General features: G+C 26.0%; 23 protein-coding genes. 3 read left to right on the top strand and 20 right to left on the bottom strand.

Features of this window, described 5'->3' with window-relative positions; all coding sequences use genetic code 11:
• The 3 genes from AMRN_RS02830 to AMRN_RS02820 are packed head-to-tail and all read right to left on the bottom strand — an operon-like array spanning position 1 to position 1,074.
• Positions 1-324 (bottom strand): YbaB/EbfC family nucleoid-associated protein, encoded by a 324-nt coding sequence (locus tag AMRN_RS02830; RefSeq protein ID WP_099311477.1) that lies wholly within the window; start codon positions 322-324, stop codon positions 1-3.
• A complete protein-coding gene (panD, locus tag AMRN_RS02825) occupies positions 317-700 on the bottom strand; it encodes an aspartate 1-decarboxylase (RefSeq protein WP_079580181.1) in 384 nt (127 codons plus the stop codon). Before panD ends, AMRN_RS02830 begins: the two co-directional genes overlap by 8 nt.
• Positions 697-1,074 carry a (2Fe-2S) ferredoxin domain-containing protein gene (locus tag AMRN_RS02820; RefSeq protein WP_099311478.1) on the bottom strand — a complete coding sequence of 126 codons (378 nt, stop codon included), beginning with the start codon at positions 1,072-1,074 and terminating at the stop codon, positions 697-699. Before AMRN_RS02820 ends, panD begins: the two co-directional genes overlap by 4 nt.
• A gap of 131 nt (positions 1,075-1,205) precedes the next feature.
• On the opposite strand from AMRN_RS02820, the gene AMRN_RS02815 reads away from it, so the two are divergent.
• Complete coding sequence (locus tag AMRN_RS02815; protein ID WP_099311479.1) at positions 1,206-1,736, top strand: peptidylprolyl isomerase; 531 nt, start codon at positions 1,206-1,208, stop codon at positions 1,734-1,736.
• 14 nt (positions 1,737-1,750) lie between these two features.
• Here the strand turns inward: AMRN_RS02815 and AMRN_RS02810 are convergent, their stop codons facing one another.
• The 15 genes from AMRN_RS02810 to AMRN_RS02740 form a co-directional block, all read right to left on the bottom strand.
• On the bottom strand, positions 1,751-3,124 hold the full coding sequence (locus AMRN_RS02810) for a response regulator (protein ID WP_099311480.1): 1,374 nt from the start codon (positions 3,122-3,124) through the stop codon (positions 1,751-1,753).
• Positions 3,111-3,515 carry a response regulator gene (locus tag AMRN_RS02805; RefSeq protein WP_099311481.1) on the bottom strand — a complete coding sequence of 135 codons (405 nt, stop codon included), beginning with the start codon at positions 3,513-3,515 and terminating at the stop codon, positions 3,111-3,113. Before AMRN_RS02805 ends, AMRN_RS02810 begins: the two co-directional genes overlap by 14 nt.
• Complete coding sequence (locus tag AMRN_RS02800; RefSeq protein ID WP_099311482.1) at positions 3,515-4,039, bottom strand: chemotaxis protein CheW; 525 nt, start codon at positions 4,037-4,039, stop codon at positions 3,515-3,517. The genes AMRN_RS02805 and AMRN_RS02800 overlap by 1 nt, the downstream gene beginning before the upstream one ends.
• A 19-nt stretch (positions 4,040-4,058) precedes the next feature.
• Positions 4,059-4,457 carry a PAS domain-containing protein gene (locus tag AMRN_RS02795; protein ID WP_118897352.1) on the bottom strand — a complete coding sequence of 133 codons (399 nt, stop codon included), beginning with the start codon at positions 4,455-4,457 and terminating at the stop codon, positions 4,059-4,061.
• Positions 4,458-4,468: 11 nt separating this feature from the next.
• Entirely contained in the window at positions 4,469-4,900 is a 432-nt protein-coding gene (locus tag AMRN_RS02790; RefSeq protein ID WP_118897351.1) for a methyl-accepting chemotaxis domain-containing protein, read from the bottom strand.
• A 52-nt stretch (positions 4,901-4,952) separates the two neighbouring features.
• The gene (gene xseA / locus AMRN_RS02785; protein WP_099310989.1) at positions 4,953-6,140 is read right to left on the bottom strand and encodes an exodeoxyribonuclease VII large subunit; all 1,188 of its coding nucleotides are present in this window, start codon (positions 6,138-6,140) and stop codon (positions 4,953-4,955) included.
• Between the two features lie 35 nt (positions 6,141-6,175).
• The gene (gene ubiE / locus AMRN_RS02780; RefSeq protein ID WP_079579708.1) at positions 6,176-6,886 is read right to left on the bottom strand and encodes a bifunctional demethylmenaquinone methyltransferase/2-methoxy-6-polyprenyl-1,4-benzoquinol methylase UbiE; all 711 of its coding nucleotides are present in this window, start codon (positions 6,884-6,886) and stop codon (positions 6,176-6,178) included.
• Positions 6,887-6,899: 13 nt separating this feature from the next.
• Positions 6,900-7,169: a hypothetical protein gene (locus AMRN_RS02775; protein ID WP_099310990.1), complete on the bottom strand. Its 270-nt coding sequence runs from the start codon at positions 7,167-7,169 to the stop codon at positions 6,900-6,902.
• The gene (locus AMRN_RS02770; RefSeq protein WP_099310991.1) at positions 7,166-7,957 is read right to left on the bottom strand and encodes a hypothetical protein; all 792 of its coding nucleotides are present in this window, start codon (positions 7,955-7,957) and stop codon (positions 7,166-7,168) included. Before AMRN_RS02770 ends, AMRN_RS02775 begins: the two co-directional genes overlap by 4 nt.
• Positions 7,958-7,960: 3 nt before the next feature.
• Entirely contained in the window at positions 7,961-8,602 is a 642-nt protein-coding gene (locus AMRN_RS02765) for a 3-methyladenine DNA glycosylase (protein ID WP_099310992.1), read from the bottom strand.
• Complete coding sequence (locus AMRN_RS02760; RefSeq protein WP_099310993.1) at positions 8,586-9,398, bottom strand: TIGR00282 family metallophosphoesterase; 813 nt, start codon at positions 9,396-9,398, stop codon at positions 8,586-8,588. Before AMRN_RS02760 ends, AMRN_RS02765 begins: the two co-directional genes overlap by 17 nt.
• Positions 9,399-9,477: 79 nt before the next feature.
• On the bottom strand, positions 9,478-10,569 hold the full coding sequence (locus AMRN_RS02755) for a BaiN/RdsA family NAD(P)/FAD-dependent oxidoreductase (protein ID WP_196778523.1): 1,092 nt from the start codon (positions 10,567-10,569) through the stop codon (positions 9,478-9,480).
• A gap of 29 nt (positions 10,570-10,598) precedes the next feature.
• A complete protein-coding gene (locus AMRN_RS02750; RefSeq protein ID WP_099310994.1) occupies positions 10,599-11,852 on the bottom strand; it encodes an ArsS family sensor histidine kinase in 1,254 nt (417 codons plus the stop codon).
• Entirely contained in the window at positions 11,849-12,529 is a 681-nt protein-coding gene (locus tag AMRN_RS02745; RefSeq protein ID WP_099310995.1) for a response regulator transcription factor, read from the bottom strand. Before AMRN_RS02745 ends, AMRN_RS02750 begins: the two co-directional genes overlap by 4 nt.
• 12 nt (positions 12,530-12,541) lie before the next feature.
• Positions 12,542-13,030, bottom strand: coding sequence for a Spy/CpxP family protein refolding chaperone (locus AMRN_RS02740; protein WP_099310996.1), 489 nt, complete (start codon positions 13,028-13,030; stop codon positions 12,542-12,544).
• 202 nt (positions 13,031-13,232) lie between these two features.
• Between AMRN_RS02740 and AMRN_RS02735 the strand changes: the two genes are divergently transcribed.
• Both AMRN_RS02735 and AMRN_RS02730 read left to right on the top strand, forming a co-directional pair.
• A complete protein-coding gene (locus tag AMRN_RS02735) occupies positions 13,233-14,537 on the top strand; it encodes an FAD-dependent oxidoreductase (protein WP_099310997.1) in 1,305 nt (434 codons plus the stop codon).
• 32 nt (positions 14,538-14,569) lie between these two features.
• Complete coding sequence (locus tag AMRN_RS02730; protein WP_099310998.1) at positions 14,570-15,253, top strand: rhodanese-like domain-containing protein; 684 nt, start codon at positions 14,570-14,572, stop codon at positions 15,251-15,253.
• On the opposite strand, the gene AMRN_RS02725 is transcribed toward AMRN_RS02730, so the two are convergent.
• Positions 15,250-15,945 (bottom strand): response regulator transcription factor, encoded by a 696-nt coding sequence (locus tag AMRN_RS02725; RefSeq protein ID WP_099310999.1) that lies wholly within the window; start codon positions 15,943-15,945, stop codon positions 15,250-15,252. The genes AMRN_RS02730 and AMRN_RS02725 overlap by 4 nt on opposite strands.
• On the bottom strand, positions 15,938-17,953 hold the full coding sequence (locus AMRN_RS02720; protein WP_099311000.1) for a cache domain-containing protein: 2,016 nt from the start codon (positions 17,951-17,953) through the stop codon (positions 15,938-15,940). The genes AMRN_RS02725 and AMRN_RS02720 overlap by 8 nt, the downstream gene beginning before the upstream one ends.
• Between the last annotated feature and the right edge of the window lie 62 nt (positions 17,954-18,015).

Raw genomic sequence — 18,015 nt, 5'->3', positions numbered from 1 at the left:
TTAAGATTTTTGTCCAAATGAACCCATTCCACCCATCATATTCATGGCCATCATTTTTTTATTTTCATCAGATTGTTTAATAACATCATTCATACATGAGATTAAAAGTATTTGTAAAGAGTCCTTATCATCCATCAAAGAATCATCAATTTTCAAATCAATAACTTCACTATTTCCATTGATTGAAATTTCAACCATTCCTCCACCTGCTTTTGCAGTAAAAATCTTAGAAGCATTATCTTCTTTTGCTTGATTTGCCATATCTTGAACTTGGCTCATCATATCATTTAAATTTATTTTACTTAAATCAATTCCATCAAACATGGTCACTTCCTACAAGTTCATTTGTCACAGTATCAATATTGTTTTTTTCATCTACAATAACTACTGTTGGTTTATAATTTTTTAATTCTTCTTCATTATAAGAAGCATATGATATAACAATAATCTTATCACCAATTTCTACTTTTCTAGCTGCTGCTCCATTTAAGCACATATCTTTACTTCCAGCTTTGCCTTTTATTACATAAGTAGCAAATCTTTCACCATTATTAATATTTACTATTTCGACTTTTTGTCCAACAAGTAAATGTGCTGCTTCCATCAACTCTTCATCAATTGTAATTGAACCAACATAGTTCAAATTAGCATCTGTAACAGTTGCTCTATGAATTTTACTATACAACATATCAAATGTCATTTTTTCAACCCTTTATTTTCCAAACTAACTGGCTCACCCCAAAACTCTTTTGGGATTAAAAACTCAGTTATAGGATCATTACCTAATATATGTTCATCTACTATTCTATCAATTTTTTCCTTAGATAATTGACAATACATATAATGACCAGGCTCTATTAACATCAATGGTCCCATTTGGCATCTTCCTAAACATGAAGTTCTTATAGGCTGAACAGCTCCCATAAGACCTTTTTGCATCAATGTTTGTGATAAATAATTGAATAAATCTTGTGTATTATCATCAACACATGATGGCTTTGGCATCCCAGGAGGTGCACTTTGTTCACATTTAAAAATATAAAATGTTGGTTGAGGATTAACTTGCATTTCCATGATTTTCCTTATAAACATCTATTTATTAAATTCTAACAAACAATTATTAAATCTTTATAAAATACTACTTTTAATAATAGATTAAAAATTTTAATATTATACTTTTTATAAATATTTTTAAAAGGAAATTTATGAGAAAAATTATTTTTCTTCTTTGTTCATTAACTTTTTTATTACAAGCTGCAAATCCAATTGCTGTTATTGACACAAACAAAGGAAAAATTGAAGTTGAATTAAGAAAAGATTTAGCTCCAAAAGCAGTAGAAAATTTTGTTACACATGCAAAAAATGGTTATTATGATAATGTTATTTTTCACAGAATTATAAAAAATTTTATGATTCAAACTGGAGATCCAACAGGTACAGGAAGAGGTGGAGAATCAATTTGGGAAAAACCATTTAAAGATGAATTTGCGCCAAATGCGATTTTTGACAAAGCTGGTATTCTAGCAATGGCAAATAAAGGTCCTAATACAAATGGGAGTCAATTTTTCATTACAACTGTTCCAGCATATTGGTTAAATGGTAAACATACTATTTTTGGATATGTAAAAAAAGGAATGGATATTGTAAAAAAACTTGAAAATGTTCCAACATCAGGACAATATGAAGGAAACAAACCTTTATCTGAACAAAAGATAAAAACAATAACTATAAAATAGAGTATTTATATACTCTATCTTGTTCCAAAAATCCTTTGAATCAATGATTTATCACCTGTTTGCATTATTTCTTTTTCCATTTTTTCAGCTTTTTTAGCCTCTGCTTTTGCTTTTTCTTGCCAGTACTCAATTTTTTGTTCCATCATTTCAGCATTTTCAATTTTTCCTAGTTTTCTTTTCATATCGTGTAATTCTTGTTCTAATTCTTCTATTTCTATTTGAGAAGTAACTTCTATTTGTTTACATTTTTTTTCATAATACTCAATTGTATCTTCTAGTTTTACATTCAATTTTTTAACTTGTATTTTTAAATCTGCATTCTCTTTATTTGTTTTAAGAGTGAAGGTACTATCTTTTTTACTTTTTTGTTCATTGCTAATGTAATAATTAAGTTCAGATCTTAATTTCTTATTATCTTTACTTAAATTTTCAATTTTATAAAGGTATTTATCCCTTTCTGTTTTTATAGAAATAACCTCTTTTTGTAATTGTTTTATATCGTGTTTCAAATTATTTATTACTACAGTTTGTTCAGCAGAGCCAGCTTTACTTTTAATAAAAATATCACCTTTATCTTTCATCAGTGCTAATTGAACTTCTCTTTTTTTGGTTATTTCATCAGTGATGTCTTTTTGAACACATAAAGAACCAGTGATTTTATTATTATCATCTGTTGTGGTAATTATATAAGTATCACTAATATAATAGCCATTCTCTTTTGTTCTATTTTTTATTCGCCCTTTCCATTGATTATTACTAAGAATATTTGAGTATATCTCTTCATATATTTTAGAATCAGTATCACTGTGCTTTAAAATACTTAGTTCACTACCTATTAACTCTTCTGAAGTAAAATTAGTAGTTTTACAAAACAGTTCATTTACATAAACTATTTTCATTTGTGCATCAGTTTTTATAACTATATTATTTACATCAATAACATCTTTATATTTTTCTAACTCTTCATTTTGTTTAGCAATAAGTTCATTTTGATGTAAAATTGTAGCAAGCTCATTCAATACTACAAGTAAATTTCTTATATCAATAGGTTTTATAATATAATCATATACTTTAAGTTTTATAGCATCTGCTAAATACTCATTATCTGAATATGCAGTGGTAAAAATAACAGGAATTTCTTTATTATGCTCTCTAATTCTTTTTACCATCTCTATTCCAGTTAAATATGGCATATTTATATCTGAAATAATTACATCAATCTTACCACTATTTTTGACATATTGTTCAATTCCATCTTTTCCATCTTTTGCAACAAAAATCTTTCCAAAAAAATTAGATAATAAAGAAGATAATTCATTTCTTATGTTATCATCATCTTCAACATATAAAGCTCTTAATCTTTTTAAAACATCTTTATCTATTGACATTTTTATTTAATTCCATTGTAGTTATTAGTTCAATAAATTTCATAAAATCAAATGGTTTTAATAAATAATCTTTAACTCCATACTCTTTTGCTTTATCAATATACTCAATTTCAGTATGTGCAGACATTATTATTATTGGTAAATTAGGATTTGTTTCTTTTAATATTTTTATCATTTCCAAACCATTCATTATTGGCATATTTATATCTGTTATAACTGCATCTAAATCTGGGTTTTTTTCTATTAGATCTAAAGCCTCTTGACCATTTTGTGCAGTTAGAAAATTTGCTTCTAATTTATTTAAAGTATCTGTGATTATATTTATTAAATCATCTTCGTCTTCTACAAAAAGAAGCTTTAATTTTCTAAGTTCAAAGATTTTTTCTTCCATTATGAGTCTTTTAATTCGTCTTTGTGTACTACAGCTTCAATATCCATAATAACAAGCATCTGATTATTTTCTAATCTTACAAAACCTTTTAAATACCTAGATGGTATTGCTGAACCCATATCTGAAACAGGAGCAAGAGAAGAAGTATCAAGTCTTTGCACATCATCAACTTTATCTACAATTATTCCAATCATTCTTTTATCTTCTGTAATAACTGCAATTACTGCTGTATTACTATCGTATATAGGTTCTCCTGTATTAAACTTTATTCTAATATCCAAAATAGGTACAACTTCCCCTCTTAAATTAATAAGACCTTTTACCCAATCCTCTGTATTTGGTAAATGTGTAATAATATCTGGATATGTAAGAATCTCTCTTATTTTTGGTAGTTCAATTGCATATTTCATAGCACCAAGTTCAAAAGTCATATACTCACTTGTATTCTCATAATCAATTACATCATGTTCTTGAGGATTATTGATATTTGAGCTATTATTTCCATTACTATTTATTGTTTCCATTTTTTCTCCTTATATAAGATTACTCTTCATTTTTCCATTTTGCATAAAGTTCTTGAGCAGATTTAATTTCAGCTTCAGAAGCTCTTCTTCTGCATGATAAATATCCCTTTGAACCATCGCAACTCTCAAATGGATATATTGTGGCAAATACCCAATAATACCCTCCTGTTTTTGTCGCATTCTTTACATATCCTGTCCAAATATCTCCTCTTTGTATTGTCTCCCACAAACTTTTAAATGCTTTTCTTGGCATATCTTTATGTCTTACCATATTATGTGGTTGTCCCATCAATTCTTCCAAGCTATACTCTGCTATTTTACAAAAATCGTCATTTGCAAATGATATTATACCTTTTTCATTTGTTTCACTTACTAAAAATGCATATTCATCTAGTACTGTTTCTTGTCCTGCTGCCATATTTAGCTCCGTTAAAATTGTTTACTTTTGGCATCATTTACTAACTCTTTTGCCATTTTTGATACATCTGATGCTATATTTGATATTTGTGTTGCTTCACTTGCATTCTCTTGTGTTACTCTATCTAGCATTGTTATTGTATCATTTATCTGTTCGATTCCTGTCATTTGCTCTTTTGAGGCTGCACTTACATTTTCTATTATATGTATTGTTTCATTTGATAGATTTATTTTTACTGTTCTTAATACTTTTTCTAAGGCATTTACTCCTTTTATTACTAACAACACTTTTTCTTTTAATTTTGATGATATTGATATTTGTTTTGTATAGTCATTATTTGAGTATAATTTTGAATTATCTTTTATATTATGCATAATTGGATCTAACAAAGCAAGTATTTTGTTGATTGTTTTTAACTCATTTTTTGATACAGAACCAAACATTAATGCACCCTTTTATAAGATTTATTTATTTTATCTATTATAAACTTAAACTTTATTGTTTTTTTATAGCCTCAATTTTAGCAGTTGCGATATATTTTGGTGTTTGCAATGACACAATATCATCAATTTTTAAAGTATCTAAATCAATTATTTTTTCATCTTTACTTATTTGAACAAAACCCTTTTTCTCTTTGTTCTTTGGATTACTTAATTCAAAAGAGTTTTTTAACATATTTAAACTATTTTGTGAAGAGATAATAATATTTGAAAATCTATTTTCAAAGCTTTGCTTTAATATTTTTATTTCAGATGCAATAAGATTAAACTTTGACTCAATAGAGTTTTGTTCATACATTCTTTTCAAATGTATTATATTTTGCTCTTTAGTATATAAAATATTTTTATATCTATTTTCAAACTCTTTATGTAAACTATCTAAATAAATTCTATGTTCATTTATATCAGGCAAAGATATTTCAATTGCATTTGAAGGTGTAGCAGCTCTAACATCAGCAACAAAATCAGAAATTAAAAAATCAACTTCATGTCCAACAGCTGAAATAATAGGTGTATTTGTTTCATATATAGCATTTGCAACTATCTCTTCATTAAAAGCCCACAAATCTTCAATACTTCCTCCACCACGACCTACAATCATAATATCACAAGCTAAGCTATCAGCATACTTAATAGAATTAACTATATCATTTTTTGCCATTTCACCTTGAACTAAAGTAGGAACTAAAATAAACTCAACTAAAGGCCATCTATTTGTTGCAACTTTTTTCATATCTTCTATTGCTGCACCCGTTGGTGAAGTTACAAGCACAATTTTTTTTGGATATTTTGGTAAGCTCTTTTTTCTTTGAGAATCAAAATAACCTTTTTCTTGAAGTTTCTTTTTTAACTGCTCATAAGCTAAGGCCAAAGCTCCTTGACCTGATGGCTCAATTCTAGAACAAATTAATTGATAACTTCCTCTTGGAGTATAAACAGTAAGATTACCTCTTATATTTATTTTTTGCCCAACTTCAAGTTTAAATTTCAAATATTTAGTATTACCTCTAAACATTACACATGAAATTGTTGATTTGTCATCTTTTATTGAAAAATAAATATGTCCTGAACTATGATAAGTAAGGTTAGAAATTTCACCCTCTACATATGTTTCTAAAAAAGTTGTTTCTAAAAGTGATTTTATTTGAGTATTTAAAGCTGTAACTGTTAGTGGTGCGTTCATTTTTCCTCTTTGCAACAGGGCATTAACGCCCTATTTTAAACTTTTCTTGCTATTATTAGTGTTGAAATATTCATAGAAAAAGCTTTTGTATAAATTGGCTCTAGTCCAGCCTCTTTTAGCTCTTTACATAAATTATCAGTAGTTAAAAACTCATCAATAGAGTTTGGTAAGTATGTATAAGCTTCTTTATTTTTTGTAATTATTCCACCAAGTGTTGGTAAAATTTTATTCATATAAAAATCTGTCAAATAATCAATTGGTGAAGTTTTTTCATTTTTTGTAAATTCACTAATTACTACAAGACCATTTTTCTTTAATACTCTTGCAAATTCATAAAATGCTTCTTGTCTTTGTACTACATTTCTTATTCCATACGAAATAGAAATAATATCAGTTGATTCACTTTCAAGTGGCATATCAGAAGCTCCTGCTTCTATAAATTCAACTTCTGGCAATTTCTTTTTTGCAACATCCATCATACCAACACTAGGATCAATTCCTACTATATTCTCAATTTCAATTGCATTTTGTTTTGCTATTTTTAACCAAAAATCTATCATATCTCCAGTTCCACATGCAACATCAGCTATTTTTTCTATTTTGCTCTTATCATAAAAATCAAATGTCAATTTACAAGCTTTATTTCGCCAGCTTTTATCAATTCCCATACTAAGTACTCTATTTGCAATATCATATTTTCCAGAGATATCATTAAACATTGATACAATTTTTTCTTGTTTACCCATTTATATTCCTAATTTATAATAAAAATTTTCCCACAAAAATACCAATAATAAATCCTATATTTATCATAATAAGGGATTTCAAAACAGTAAGTTTTGCATTCATTTTTGGTATTTGAGTTAATACTTGTTTTTGTTTTTCTAAAGACTTTTCTAAAGAAGTTGATGATTCAGTTAAAGTCTTAGTTGATGTATTAATATCTTTAAATGATTTCCTAAGTGCAAGTTCAGAAAACTCAAGCCTTTCAACTATTTCTTTGGCTTGTTTAAAGCTCATTTCACTCATTTTTTAATTTCTATCCATCTATCTAAATCATTAAAAATTCTATTTAATACACCAAGTACATAATCTTTTGCTTCTGTTTGAATTCTTCTAAAAAATAGATATTTTCTAGCTTTTTCAACATCTCCTAACTCTTTTGCTTTAATTGCTTTTGCAGCAAAATCTGTATTATTATAAGCCATTTCCCAAACAGTACTTCCTAAATATCTACTCATTGTAATAATTTTATCATTTTTTACAGGAAAGTACTTTGGATCTTTTACAAAATCATATAGTGCTGAGTTAGTTCCTAAATACTTGTGACCAAAAAAGTTAATAAATTGCTCTTCAATATAATCATCTTCCATTGAAATAGCTCTATTTAAAGCAAATATCATATTTTGTTCAGGATTACTCTCTATTTTTTTTATTTTTTTCATAGTCGCAATTGCATTCTTTCCATCAAGTTCACCATCACCTAAGGGAATAATCCATTTAATATTACCAAATGAACCAACTTTTTTTATCTCTTCTAGAACAAGTGATGACGTTTTATTTCCACCAACATCAACTATAATTTCATGGTTATCATCCATCAAAATTAATTCATCTAAATCTGATAATTTATTTGTTCCAAGCATTTGCTTTTCAACTATTTCTGTTCTTGTAAAAGACCTACTATCATTATTTTCGTCATCTATTTCTATATATTTGATTTTTTTACCATGTTTTTTATAAAGGTATGGAGCAATAACTTGCATTGCAACAGTAGATTTACCTACTCCACCTTTTGTTTGTGGAATTATAATCATCAATTAATCCTTTGGATTGCGTTTCATAAATTCGACAATTTTGCCATGAAACCTACTATAAATTTCATTTAGTGATATTTCATAGCCATAAAGCTTGACTATTTTATCGTAATTTTCATTAATTCCATATACTAGCCATGTCTGTATATCATCATATGAGTCAAATTCATATCCAAAACGAAAAAGCAATCTTGCTGTATATTTATCAACTACCATATATTCTTGTTTACAAGCATAACACAAAATTGCATCTTTTGTTTCTTGTCCTATTCCTTTTTGAGAAAGTAACCAAGAAGAGTTAGTATATTCTTTAAACTTTTCAAAGTTGCCATACTCTTTTATTATATTTATACAAAGTTGTTTTAATCTTTTTGATTTTTGATTCTTAAAACCACTTGGTGCAATTGCATTTGTCAATAAAACAACATCACTATTTGCCAAATTTTCTAAACTTAAATAGTTTAAAGATTTTAAATTTTTTAAAGATTTTTCTACGTTAGTCCATTTTGTATTTTGTGTTAAAATTGAACCCACAAGTATTTCAAATTCATCATTACTTGGCCACCAATATTTTGGTTCTTTTTGTATTAAGTTTAAAGCTTTTAGAAACTCTAAAAGCTCATATGAATTACTCAGTGATTGCATCTGTTATTATTAACTCTTGTTTATTACATAGTTTTTTTATTTTAAAGGCATTTATTGCTTTTCCATCATCTATATCAATTACCATCATTTGTAAAATTGATTTGCATGAACTTGGAATTTGAAAGTGCCCTCCAAGTCCTGTTGTAGCTTTTAAAATTGGGACTTTGCTATCCATTCCTATTACATTATCCCTACAACCTGTTAATCCAATATCAGTTAAATATGCTGTTGAATTTTCAATTTGTAAATCATCTGTACTTACATGAGTATGCGTACCGCAAATCGCACTAACTTGACCTTTAAGCATCATGAAAATTACTCTTTTTTCACTTGTAGCTTCTCCATGAAAATCAATAAATATATTTTTAACATTTTCTTCATGTAATGATTGTATTAACTTTTTTGCCCAATTAAAAGGATTTTCAACAGTAGGCATTGAAAACTGTCCCATTAAGTTTATAACCGCTAATTTTTCACCATTTATTTCAACTACTTTTACACCACTTCCTACTAATCCCAAAGGATAATTATCAGGTCTTAACACAGGTTTTGTTTCAAGCAAAGCTATCATCTCTTTTTTCTTATCAAAAGAGTGATTACCTCCTGTTATAATATCAATCCCGCATTTTAATAACTCATCACAATTTTTAATTGTTAAGCCAAAACCATGAGAAGCATTTTCTGCATTTGCAATTACATAATCAATTTCAAACTTTTTTCTTATTGTTTGTAAATTATCTTTTATTATTTTTCTTCCAGGTCTGCCTACAATATCACCAATAAACGCTATTCTCATTTAAAATCTTTATTTTAATTTTTAAAATTGTATTGTAATTAACATTTATATCGTATTAGTCATTTTATAAATAAAAAAATTATATATTTCTAGCACAAGTTATTGCACTTGAAAATGCAAATTGAAAATTATATCCACCAAGTTCACCTGTTACATCTAAGCATTCACCTAAAAAATAAAGATTTTTTTGTTTTAAACTTTCCATAGAATTTACATCAATTTCATCTGTATTAATCCCACCTTTTGTAACTTCTGCTTTTGTATATCCAAAGTTTCCTGCTGGTGATAATTCATAATTATGAATTATACTTAAAGCTTCTAACTCTTCCTTAGTCAAAGTATTGCACGATTTATCTTTTACTTTAATAGATTCTAAGAACTCTTGTACAAATCTTTTTGGAAGTGGAAGTTTTGAGCTAATTAATGCATTTGATTTTAGTAGCTCTTTATAATTTTGTTTTGGTAAAAAATCAAAACTTATTTTTCCTTTTTTCCAATAAAGTGAGCTATTTAAAATAAGTGGTCCTGAACAACCTTTATGTGCAAATAAAAGAGAGCCATTAAAAATCTTATCTTCTACTTTTACTCTTGCCATAATTGATAAACCACTTAACTTTTTAAACCAAAACTGCTCTTTTTGAACAGTAAATCCTACCAAAGCTGGGTCAAGTTTTGAAACATCATGTCCAAATTTTTTTGCAATATCATATGCAAGACTACTAGCACCTAAAGAAGCATAAGATAATCCACCACTAGCTACTACTAATTTTTTAGCTTTAATAATAGTATTTGAAGTTTTTATTATAAAAACCTCATCTTTAAAATCAATATCAACTACTTTTGTATTTAATATTTTTTTTACATGTGTAGTTAGTTTTGTAAACATATCAATTACATCTTGTGAACTCTTACAAAAATATGTTCCTTTTACTAATTTTGGATTAATTTTTGGATAAACACCATTTGAATTTAAAAATTTAAGTAAGTCATCATTTGAAAAATTTCTTAATACTTTTTTAATAAAATCTTTATTACCAAGATAATTATCACAGGTAACTAAACTATTTGTAATATTACACTTAGCTCCACCACTTACTTTTATTTTTTGAGCAATTTTATCATTTGTCTCAATAATACAAGTTTTTCTATTTTTTAAAGAAGATGCCAACATTAAACCACTAGCACCCGCTCCTATAATTGCTATTTCGTAGATATCTCTTCCTTTATACACTTAAATATATTAGTATCATCTATGTATTCATACTCTAATTTATATCCATTTGCTTTTAAGATATTAAAAACAATATATAAACCTAAGCCAAAAGAGTTTGAGTTATTTTCATTGGAACCAAAGAAAGGTTCATAATATGACTTTAAATCATGTTTGAGCATTACTCCTTTATTTTCAAAGATTATATTTTCGCCCTCAGATTTAATAGTAACTTTTTTATCCTTTGAATATTTTATTGCATTATCAATTATATTTTTAACTGCGACAGAAAATAGTTTATAATTTACAAACACTTTTTTATTTTCATATTTTTGTTCTACATTTTCATTATCTATCATCAAAATATCAATTGCATTATCAACGATATCATCTATATAATAATAGTTTTTTTCAATATTTTTACTTGAAGAGATAAGCTCTTCAATTGAAGCAAATTCATTTATTAGTAATTCTAATCTATTGAATACTTCTCTTAAATTATCAGCTGTATGTTCAGTCTTTTTTATTTCTACTAAAAATTTCCCTTTTGTAATTGGTGTTTTTAATTCATGCATAATATTTCTAATAAAAACATTCCTTGCTTCTTTTATACTCTTTAATTTTATTGCAGTATTTTTAAACTCTAAAGCCAATTGGGAAACTTCATCTTTTCTATTTGTATCACAACACTCAAAATCAAAATTTTCATCACCTAAATGTTTTACTTTATCTTTTAATATTTTTAAAGGCATCAACTTTCTTAAAGTTATCAAATACATCAATACAATTGTTATAATAACTATTCCAAAAACAAGAATAATATATAATTGAGTTAAATTTGCATGGGGAATATTATCTCTAATTAATAAACTTTTTCTATGTTTTTTCATATAGATATAATTTTTATCTTTTAATTTTAACACCCTAAATACAGTTCTATTTCTAAAATTCTTTTTTTCTACTAGTACTTTTGTTTTAGGATTATAAGTTATTTTGTTTATTTGTTCTTTGCTTGTAAACATTGTATAGTTAATTTCTTCAAGAGTTTTTAAAAAGCCTTCATCTACTATACCTCTATTATGTTGTCTTACAACCATTTTAATTATTGGTATATATTTTTCAAGTAATTGTTCTTCTTTATTTTGATAATTGTGAGTCATCAAAATAGTAAAACTTGCTATTACTAAAATAACTGATATAAAAAAACTTACTGTAATTGTAAAAAATATTGATTCTCTATTCATTGTAAAAATTTATACCCCATTCCTCTTATAGTTTGTAAATAAATTGGTTCTTTTGGGTTATCTTCAATTTTTTGCCTAATTCTATTGATAATAACAGCTAAAGATCCAGAACTCTCATAATCATGATTTAATAAATCAGAATTATCAAAAATCTCTTCTCTTGTTACAACAAAACCTTCTCTTGTTATTAATAAAGATAAAACTTCATACTCAGCAGCTGTCAATTTTATGTATTTATCTTTTTTTGTTATCTCTCTTTTTTCAATATTAAGTTTAAAAAGTTTTTTCTTATCTTCTTTTACATCTTCATTATTTTGATTATATCTTCGAAGAATTGTCTTTATACGAACTTCTAATTCTCTTGGATCATATGGTTTTGGTAAGTAATCATCTGCACCTAATTGTAAAGCTGTAACTTTATCTGTAATATCACTTCTTGCACTTGAAATAATAATAGGTATATTAAACTTTTCTACTACTTCTTTACATACATCAAGTCCATCCATTCCAGGAAGTGTTAAATCTAAAATAAGCAAATCATATTTATGTATTCTTAAACTTGAAAGAGCCAAAAATGGCTCTTCAAAGTTCGTAACTTCAATATTAAATTGCTTTAAGTATTGTGTTAAAAGATCAGCTAATTGAATGTCATCTTCTACCATCGCAATTTTAATCAAAATTTATCCTTTTTATCTATTAGTTCTTAAGTCCAATAATACTTTAACTTGTTCTTTTTGTTTGTCTGTTAAAACTTTATAAATATCTTCTATCATCTGAGCTTTTAATTTTATCATATTATCTCTTTTAGAAGTAATTATTTCAATATATTTATCTTTATCAAAACTTGATTTAGTAAATGCTGAATTAATAGTTTGTCTTTGAGACCTTGTTTTTAACATGATATTTCTAATATCAGTTCTTTGTTCAACTGTTAAATCCAACTGTCTTACAACTCTTAAAATACCCATTCCTTTTGAATACCCTGAACCTCTTTTCATCATCTTTGTATTTTGATAATTATTTACACAATTATAGTTTCCACCTTTATAATTTTGTCCACAATTATAATTTTTCCCTTGATTATTTTGCATATTACAATTACCTTGCATTCCATTACCATATGCAAAAAGACCTGTTGCTAAAACTGAACTTGCTATTATACTTGTTAAAACTTTCATTTTAATCTCCTTTAGTTTATATACTGAAATTATACACTTAGGTATTTAACAGCTTATAAACTAGATGTTAATCAAATCTTAATCGTATATAATTACTATACAAAAAATATTATAAAATTCACTTATTTTAAATATAAAATATAATTAATTTATTCTTCTTTTTTTGATAGAATATAATTACTATATTTAAATAGGAGAAAGTATGTTTAGAAGAGATTTTTTTAAATTTTCCATGTTTAGTACCATAGCTTTAAACTTTAATAACTTACAAGCAAATACTTCTTTTAATAAAAATAACAATTATCTAAAAACTACTATTGCAATATGTGGTGCTGGTTTTGCTGGACTTTCTTGTGTAAAAAGATTAAAAGAGTTAAAACCAAATTTAGATATCACTTTAATAGAACAAAATAATAGCTTTAGTTCTTGTCCCTTTTCAAACCAATGGTTAACTAATATTTCAAATATCTCATATGAAGATTTGAATTTTAGTTATTACAACAGTATAAATAGATATAACTATAATTTTATTAATGAAAAAGTTATAAATATAGACAAAGATAAAAAACTTCTTTATATGTCTAATAATAAAATCTTAAAATATGAATATTTGATTTTATCAACAGGTATTGATTATGATTATGAAAAGATTTTTAAAGATAATGAAAAAATCAAAGAATGTAAATTTAAAGCACCAGCAGGATTAAAGCCAGGAAGTGAACACTTAACTTTGAAAAAGATGATTCAAAACTTTAAAGGTGGAAACTTTATAATCTCTATTCCAAGTGGAGCATATAAGTGCCCACCAGCACCATATGAAAGAGCTTGTTTAATTGCACAATATTTTAAGTCAAATAAAATTAAAGCAAAGGTTGTAGTACTAGACCCAAGAGAAAAACCTGCATCAAAACCAAATAAATTCTTAAATGCATTTAATACTTATTATAAAGACTATATAAACTATAAGCCATACACAAATTTTAAAGATATAGATTTTGAAAAAAAAGAGATAACTTTTGAAAGCTTTGATATGTTAGAACTTGATTATAAAACAAAAAAACTCTCTTTTGAAGAAGCAAATATTATTCCTCCAAATAAAGCAAATAAATTAATACAACTTGCAAAACTTGAAACTAACAATGGCTTTGCAAAGTTACAAGAACCAACTTTTAGGTCAATTAGTTCTCCTTACATTTATGTAGTAGGAGACGCACAAGGACAATATCCATTTCCCAAATCAGCTCAAATGGCAAACTCATGTGCTTATGTTTTATCAGAAGAGTTAATAAGTAGATTAGATAATAAAACTTTTGACTACAAGTCAAATCTACCAGGAAATGTTTGCTATTCTATGATTACTAAAACAAAAGCTGTTTCAATAATGCATGAATATTCATATAAAAATGATAAACTAAAAGTTAAAGCTGATGTTTCAAATATAAGCAAAGAAGTAGCACAAACTGCAAAAGCTTGGTATTTTGGCTTAACAGAAGATATCTTAGGATAGAGTTTAAATAAATCTATATTAAAGGAAAAAGTATGAGAATCTTAATATTGTTTGCAATGCTTAATTTTTCTGTTTTTGCCTCAAACCTTCAAATGCTTCAAATAAGTGGAGTAAAAGCAAATATTGATAATAAGCAAATTATTATTGAAAGAGAAATTCCAAGTGAATGTATAGAGTTTGGAATGGTTCCAGAACTTTTTTGGAGTGAAGATTTTGCAAGTAAGAATGTCTCTTCAAAATGTAAAAAAAGCTTTATAACTACAAAAGGAGTAGTTTTACCCATAAAGTATAATGAAAATATTAAAACTATTGGAGAACTTGAAGTATTAGATTTCATAAAAAATAGACTATTAAAAGAACCACAAAAATATGCACTAATAGATGTAAGAAGAGAGTCATGGTTCAAACTAGGAACTATTCCAACTGCTATAAATATTCCTTTTGATGAATTTGAAAAAGATGAGTTTTTTATGGATTTATTTGAAAATAGTATGAAAAAATTAAATGTAAAAAAAATAAATGATCAATATAGTTTTAAAGATGCGAAACAAGTAGTAATATTTTGTAATGGAGCTTGGTGTAAGCAATCTTTTTATGCTATTAATAATCTAATAAAAATAGGCTATCCACAAGAGAAAATCTTATGGTATAGAGGAGGAATACATAGTTGGAACTCTATGTCTTTTACTTTATATAAACCAAAAAGTAATGATTAATCATTACTTTTTTCATTGATTATATATCCACACCCAGGAACACTTTCAATTAATTTCAAATAGCTTTTTGCTCTTATTTTTTTTACACACATTCTCAAAGCTTCAATACTCATACTTTTTTCTTGCCATACATAACTTTCAATAGTTGTAAAATCAACTACTTTATTTATATTTGACATAAGCAAATGAACCAACTCTTTTTCTGTTTTTGTAAGTTTTATTAATTTGTACCCATCATATAAGTTCTTTGAAGCACAATCATAATGAAAATCATCTTCTAATTTTATATTTGAGTTATAAATATTTTTTGTTGCCATTAAAAGTGCTGTTTGTAACTCTTCAATTCTTATAGGTTTTCTTAAATAACTATATGCACCTTGATTAATACTTTCAAGCATATTTTCAGAACTATCATATGAAGTCATTATAATAATAGGCAAATGAGGGCAAATTTCATGTAAAGCTTCTGCCATTTCTAAACCGCTCATTTCTGGCATATTTATATCAGCAATAACAACATCAGGCTTATTTTTTTCATAAAGTTCAAAACCCTCAATCCCATTGTTTGCAATATCAACTTTTTTACAATAAAAGTTCAATGATTGATGAATCACATGGGCAGTCATTTCATCATCTTCAACAATTAAAACATGAATATTTGATAATTTATTCAGTACCTTTGAATCAACCATTTTCTTCCTTTTGTGATGGTAATACAATTAAAAATTCAGTAGGATTACTATAATTTTTAATAGTTAAACTTCCCATTAATTTATTTTTTGCAATAAGCTTTGACAAATAAAGACCTTTTCCTGTGCCTTTATCTTTTTTTGTTGTTGCAAAAGATTGAAATAGTTGATTTTGTATTTTTTTAGAAATACCACAACCATAATCTTTGAAACTAATATAAAAATTATCATCAAGTGTTTTAATCTCTACTTCAATAGTTTTTGAATAATTTTTATCTTCTATTATAGCATCTTTTGCATTATGCATTAAATTTGCAACTATTTGTTGAAACTCATTTTTATAATTTAAACAAGTCATATCTTCTCTTTCATCTTTTATAATTTGTAAATTTATACCAAGAGTTTTAAAATGAGGAGAAATTATATAAAAAACTTCATCAATTGCTTTATCTACATGAAATTTTTGACATTTTTTACTTGGCTTATAAAAGTTTCTAAAAGTTTCAATCGTATCTGCTAAATAATGGATATTTGTCATACAATGATTTAAATTTTCTTCAAACATTTCATCTGATAAACGACCAAATTGTCTAAATTGTAGTAAGTTTCCAACCATTATAGATAAAGAGTTTAAAGGTTGTCTCCATTGATGGGAAACAGCTGCAATCATCTCTCCTAAATCTGCCATTTTTGCTTGTTGAAAAAGAATATCTTCTTGTTCTTTTTTATATATTTTTTCTTTCTCTTTTTCCGTAGCATCTTTTAATAATATCATAAGTCCTTGATAAACTTTATCACTACTTAATACAGGAAGAATAGTTATTTCGAAATAGAATGTCTTATTCTCAAATATATATTCAAAGCTATGTTCTTCACTTTTCTTAAAATGTTTTGCATATGCAATCTTTTTATATATTTGTGTATGTATTTTTGAATCATAAACTTTAAAGATATTATTAGTAGCTTCTAAATAAGTATCATTAATATCAGTTTTTTTCAATTTAAGATATTTTGTAAATAAAGAGTTGAAAAATAAAATTTTATTTTTAGAATCAGCTATTAAAATACCCCTACCCCCATAATCAATAAAATGATTAAGTAAAGTTTCTGTCTTTTTTAGTTTTTCATCACTAATATTTTGTTTTTTTGTATAAAGCATATTTAAAAATATAAATCCTAAAAGACTTAAACCATAAATAGTTAAATTTATAATAAGTTGCAAATTTATTTTTTCATAAACACTATTTTTATTAAGTTGGGCTATGATAAACCAATTTGATTGATTTATATGATCATGGGAAAAAATATACTCATTTAATTCATTATTTACAGTAGTAGTTCTTTCTTTAGCTAATAAACCATACACAGAATTTTTCAACTCTTGCTCTTTATTAGGGTGCAATAAAATCTTTCCATGACGATCCATTAAATATGCAATTCCATCATAAGGTAAAGGAATATCTAAAACCTCATTTCTTATATTATTTAAAGGTAAAATCCCACAAACAACTGCTTGCTTTTTGTTTTTTTCTAAAAATGGCGTACAAATAGCTACAACAACTTTTTTAAATCCTACATCATAATATGGATCAGTTATAGTAGTACTATTTCTATTTGTTGTTTTAATATACCAAGGTCTTTTAATCGTATCATAATTTGTAGGTCTATCCCATTTTAATCCAGATAATATAATATCATCTTCATATCCTACATAAACATTTGCAAAGTTTGCAACTTCTTTACTTTGTAATAGTAAGTTTTGTATATATTCAGGATGTGTTTCATGATCTAGATTTTTAATAAATGTTTTAATTACATTCATACTGTCAATTTTTTGATCTAGCCATTTGCTTATTCTTTTTGAGGCACTTTTTATAGTATTTGTTTGTTGATCTTTTATCATTCCTTGAAGAATTTGCAAATTGACCATATAGTTACTTGAAATTAGCCCTAAAAAAATAAAACTAAATATCAAAATTAATTTTATATTTTTAAAAAAAGGTTTTTTCATTTTTATTCTTTAATTATTTATTTATAAAAATTATATACCTTTTGTTTTTATATTAAACTGAA

The sequence above is a fragment of the Malaciobacter marinus genome, from assembly GCF_003544855.1.
Taxonomy (GTDB): Bacteria; Campylobacterota; Campylobacteria; order Campylobacterales; family Arcobacteraceae; genus Malaciobacter; species Malaciobacter marinus.
Note: the sequence above shows the minus strand (reverse complement) of the source record. Positions and strands in the feature narration are given on the sequence as shown.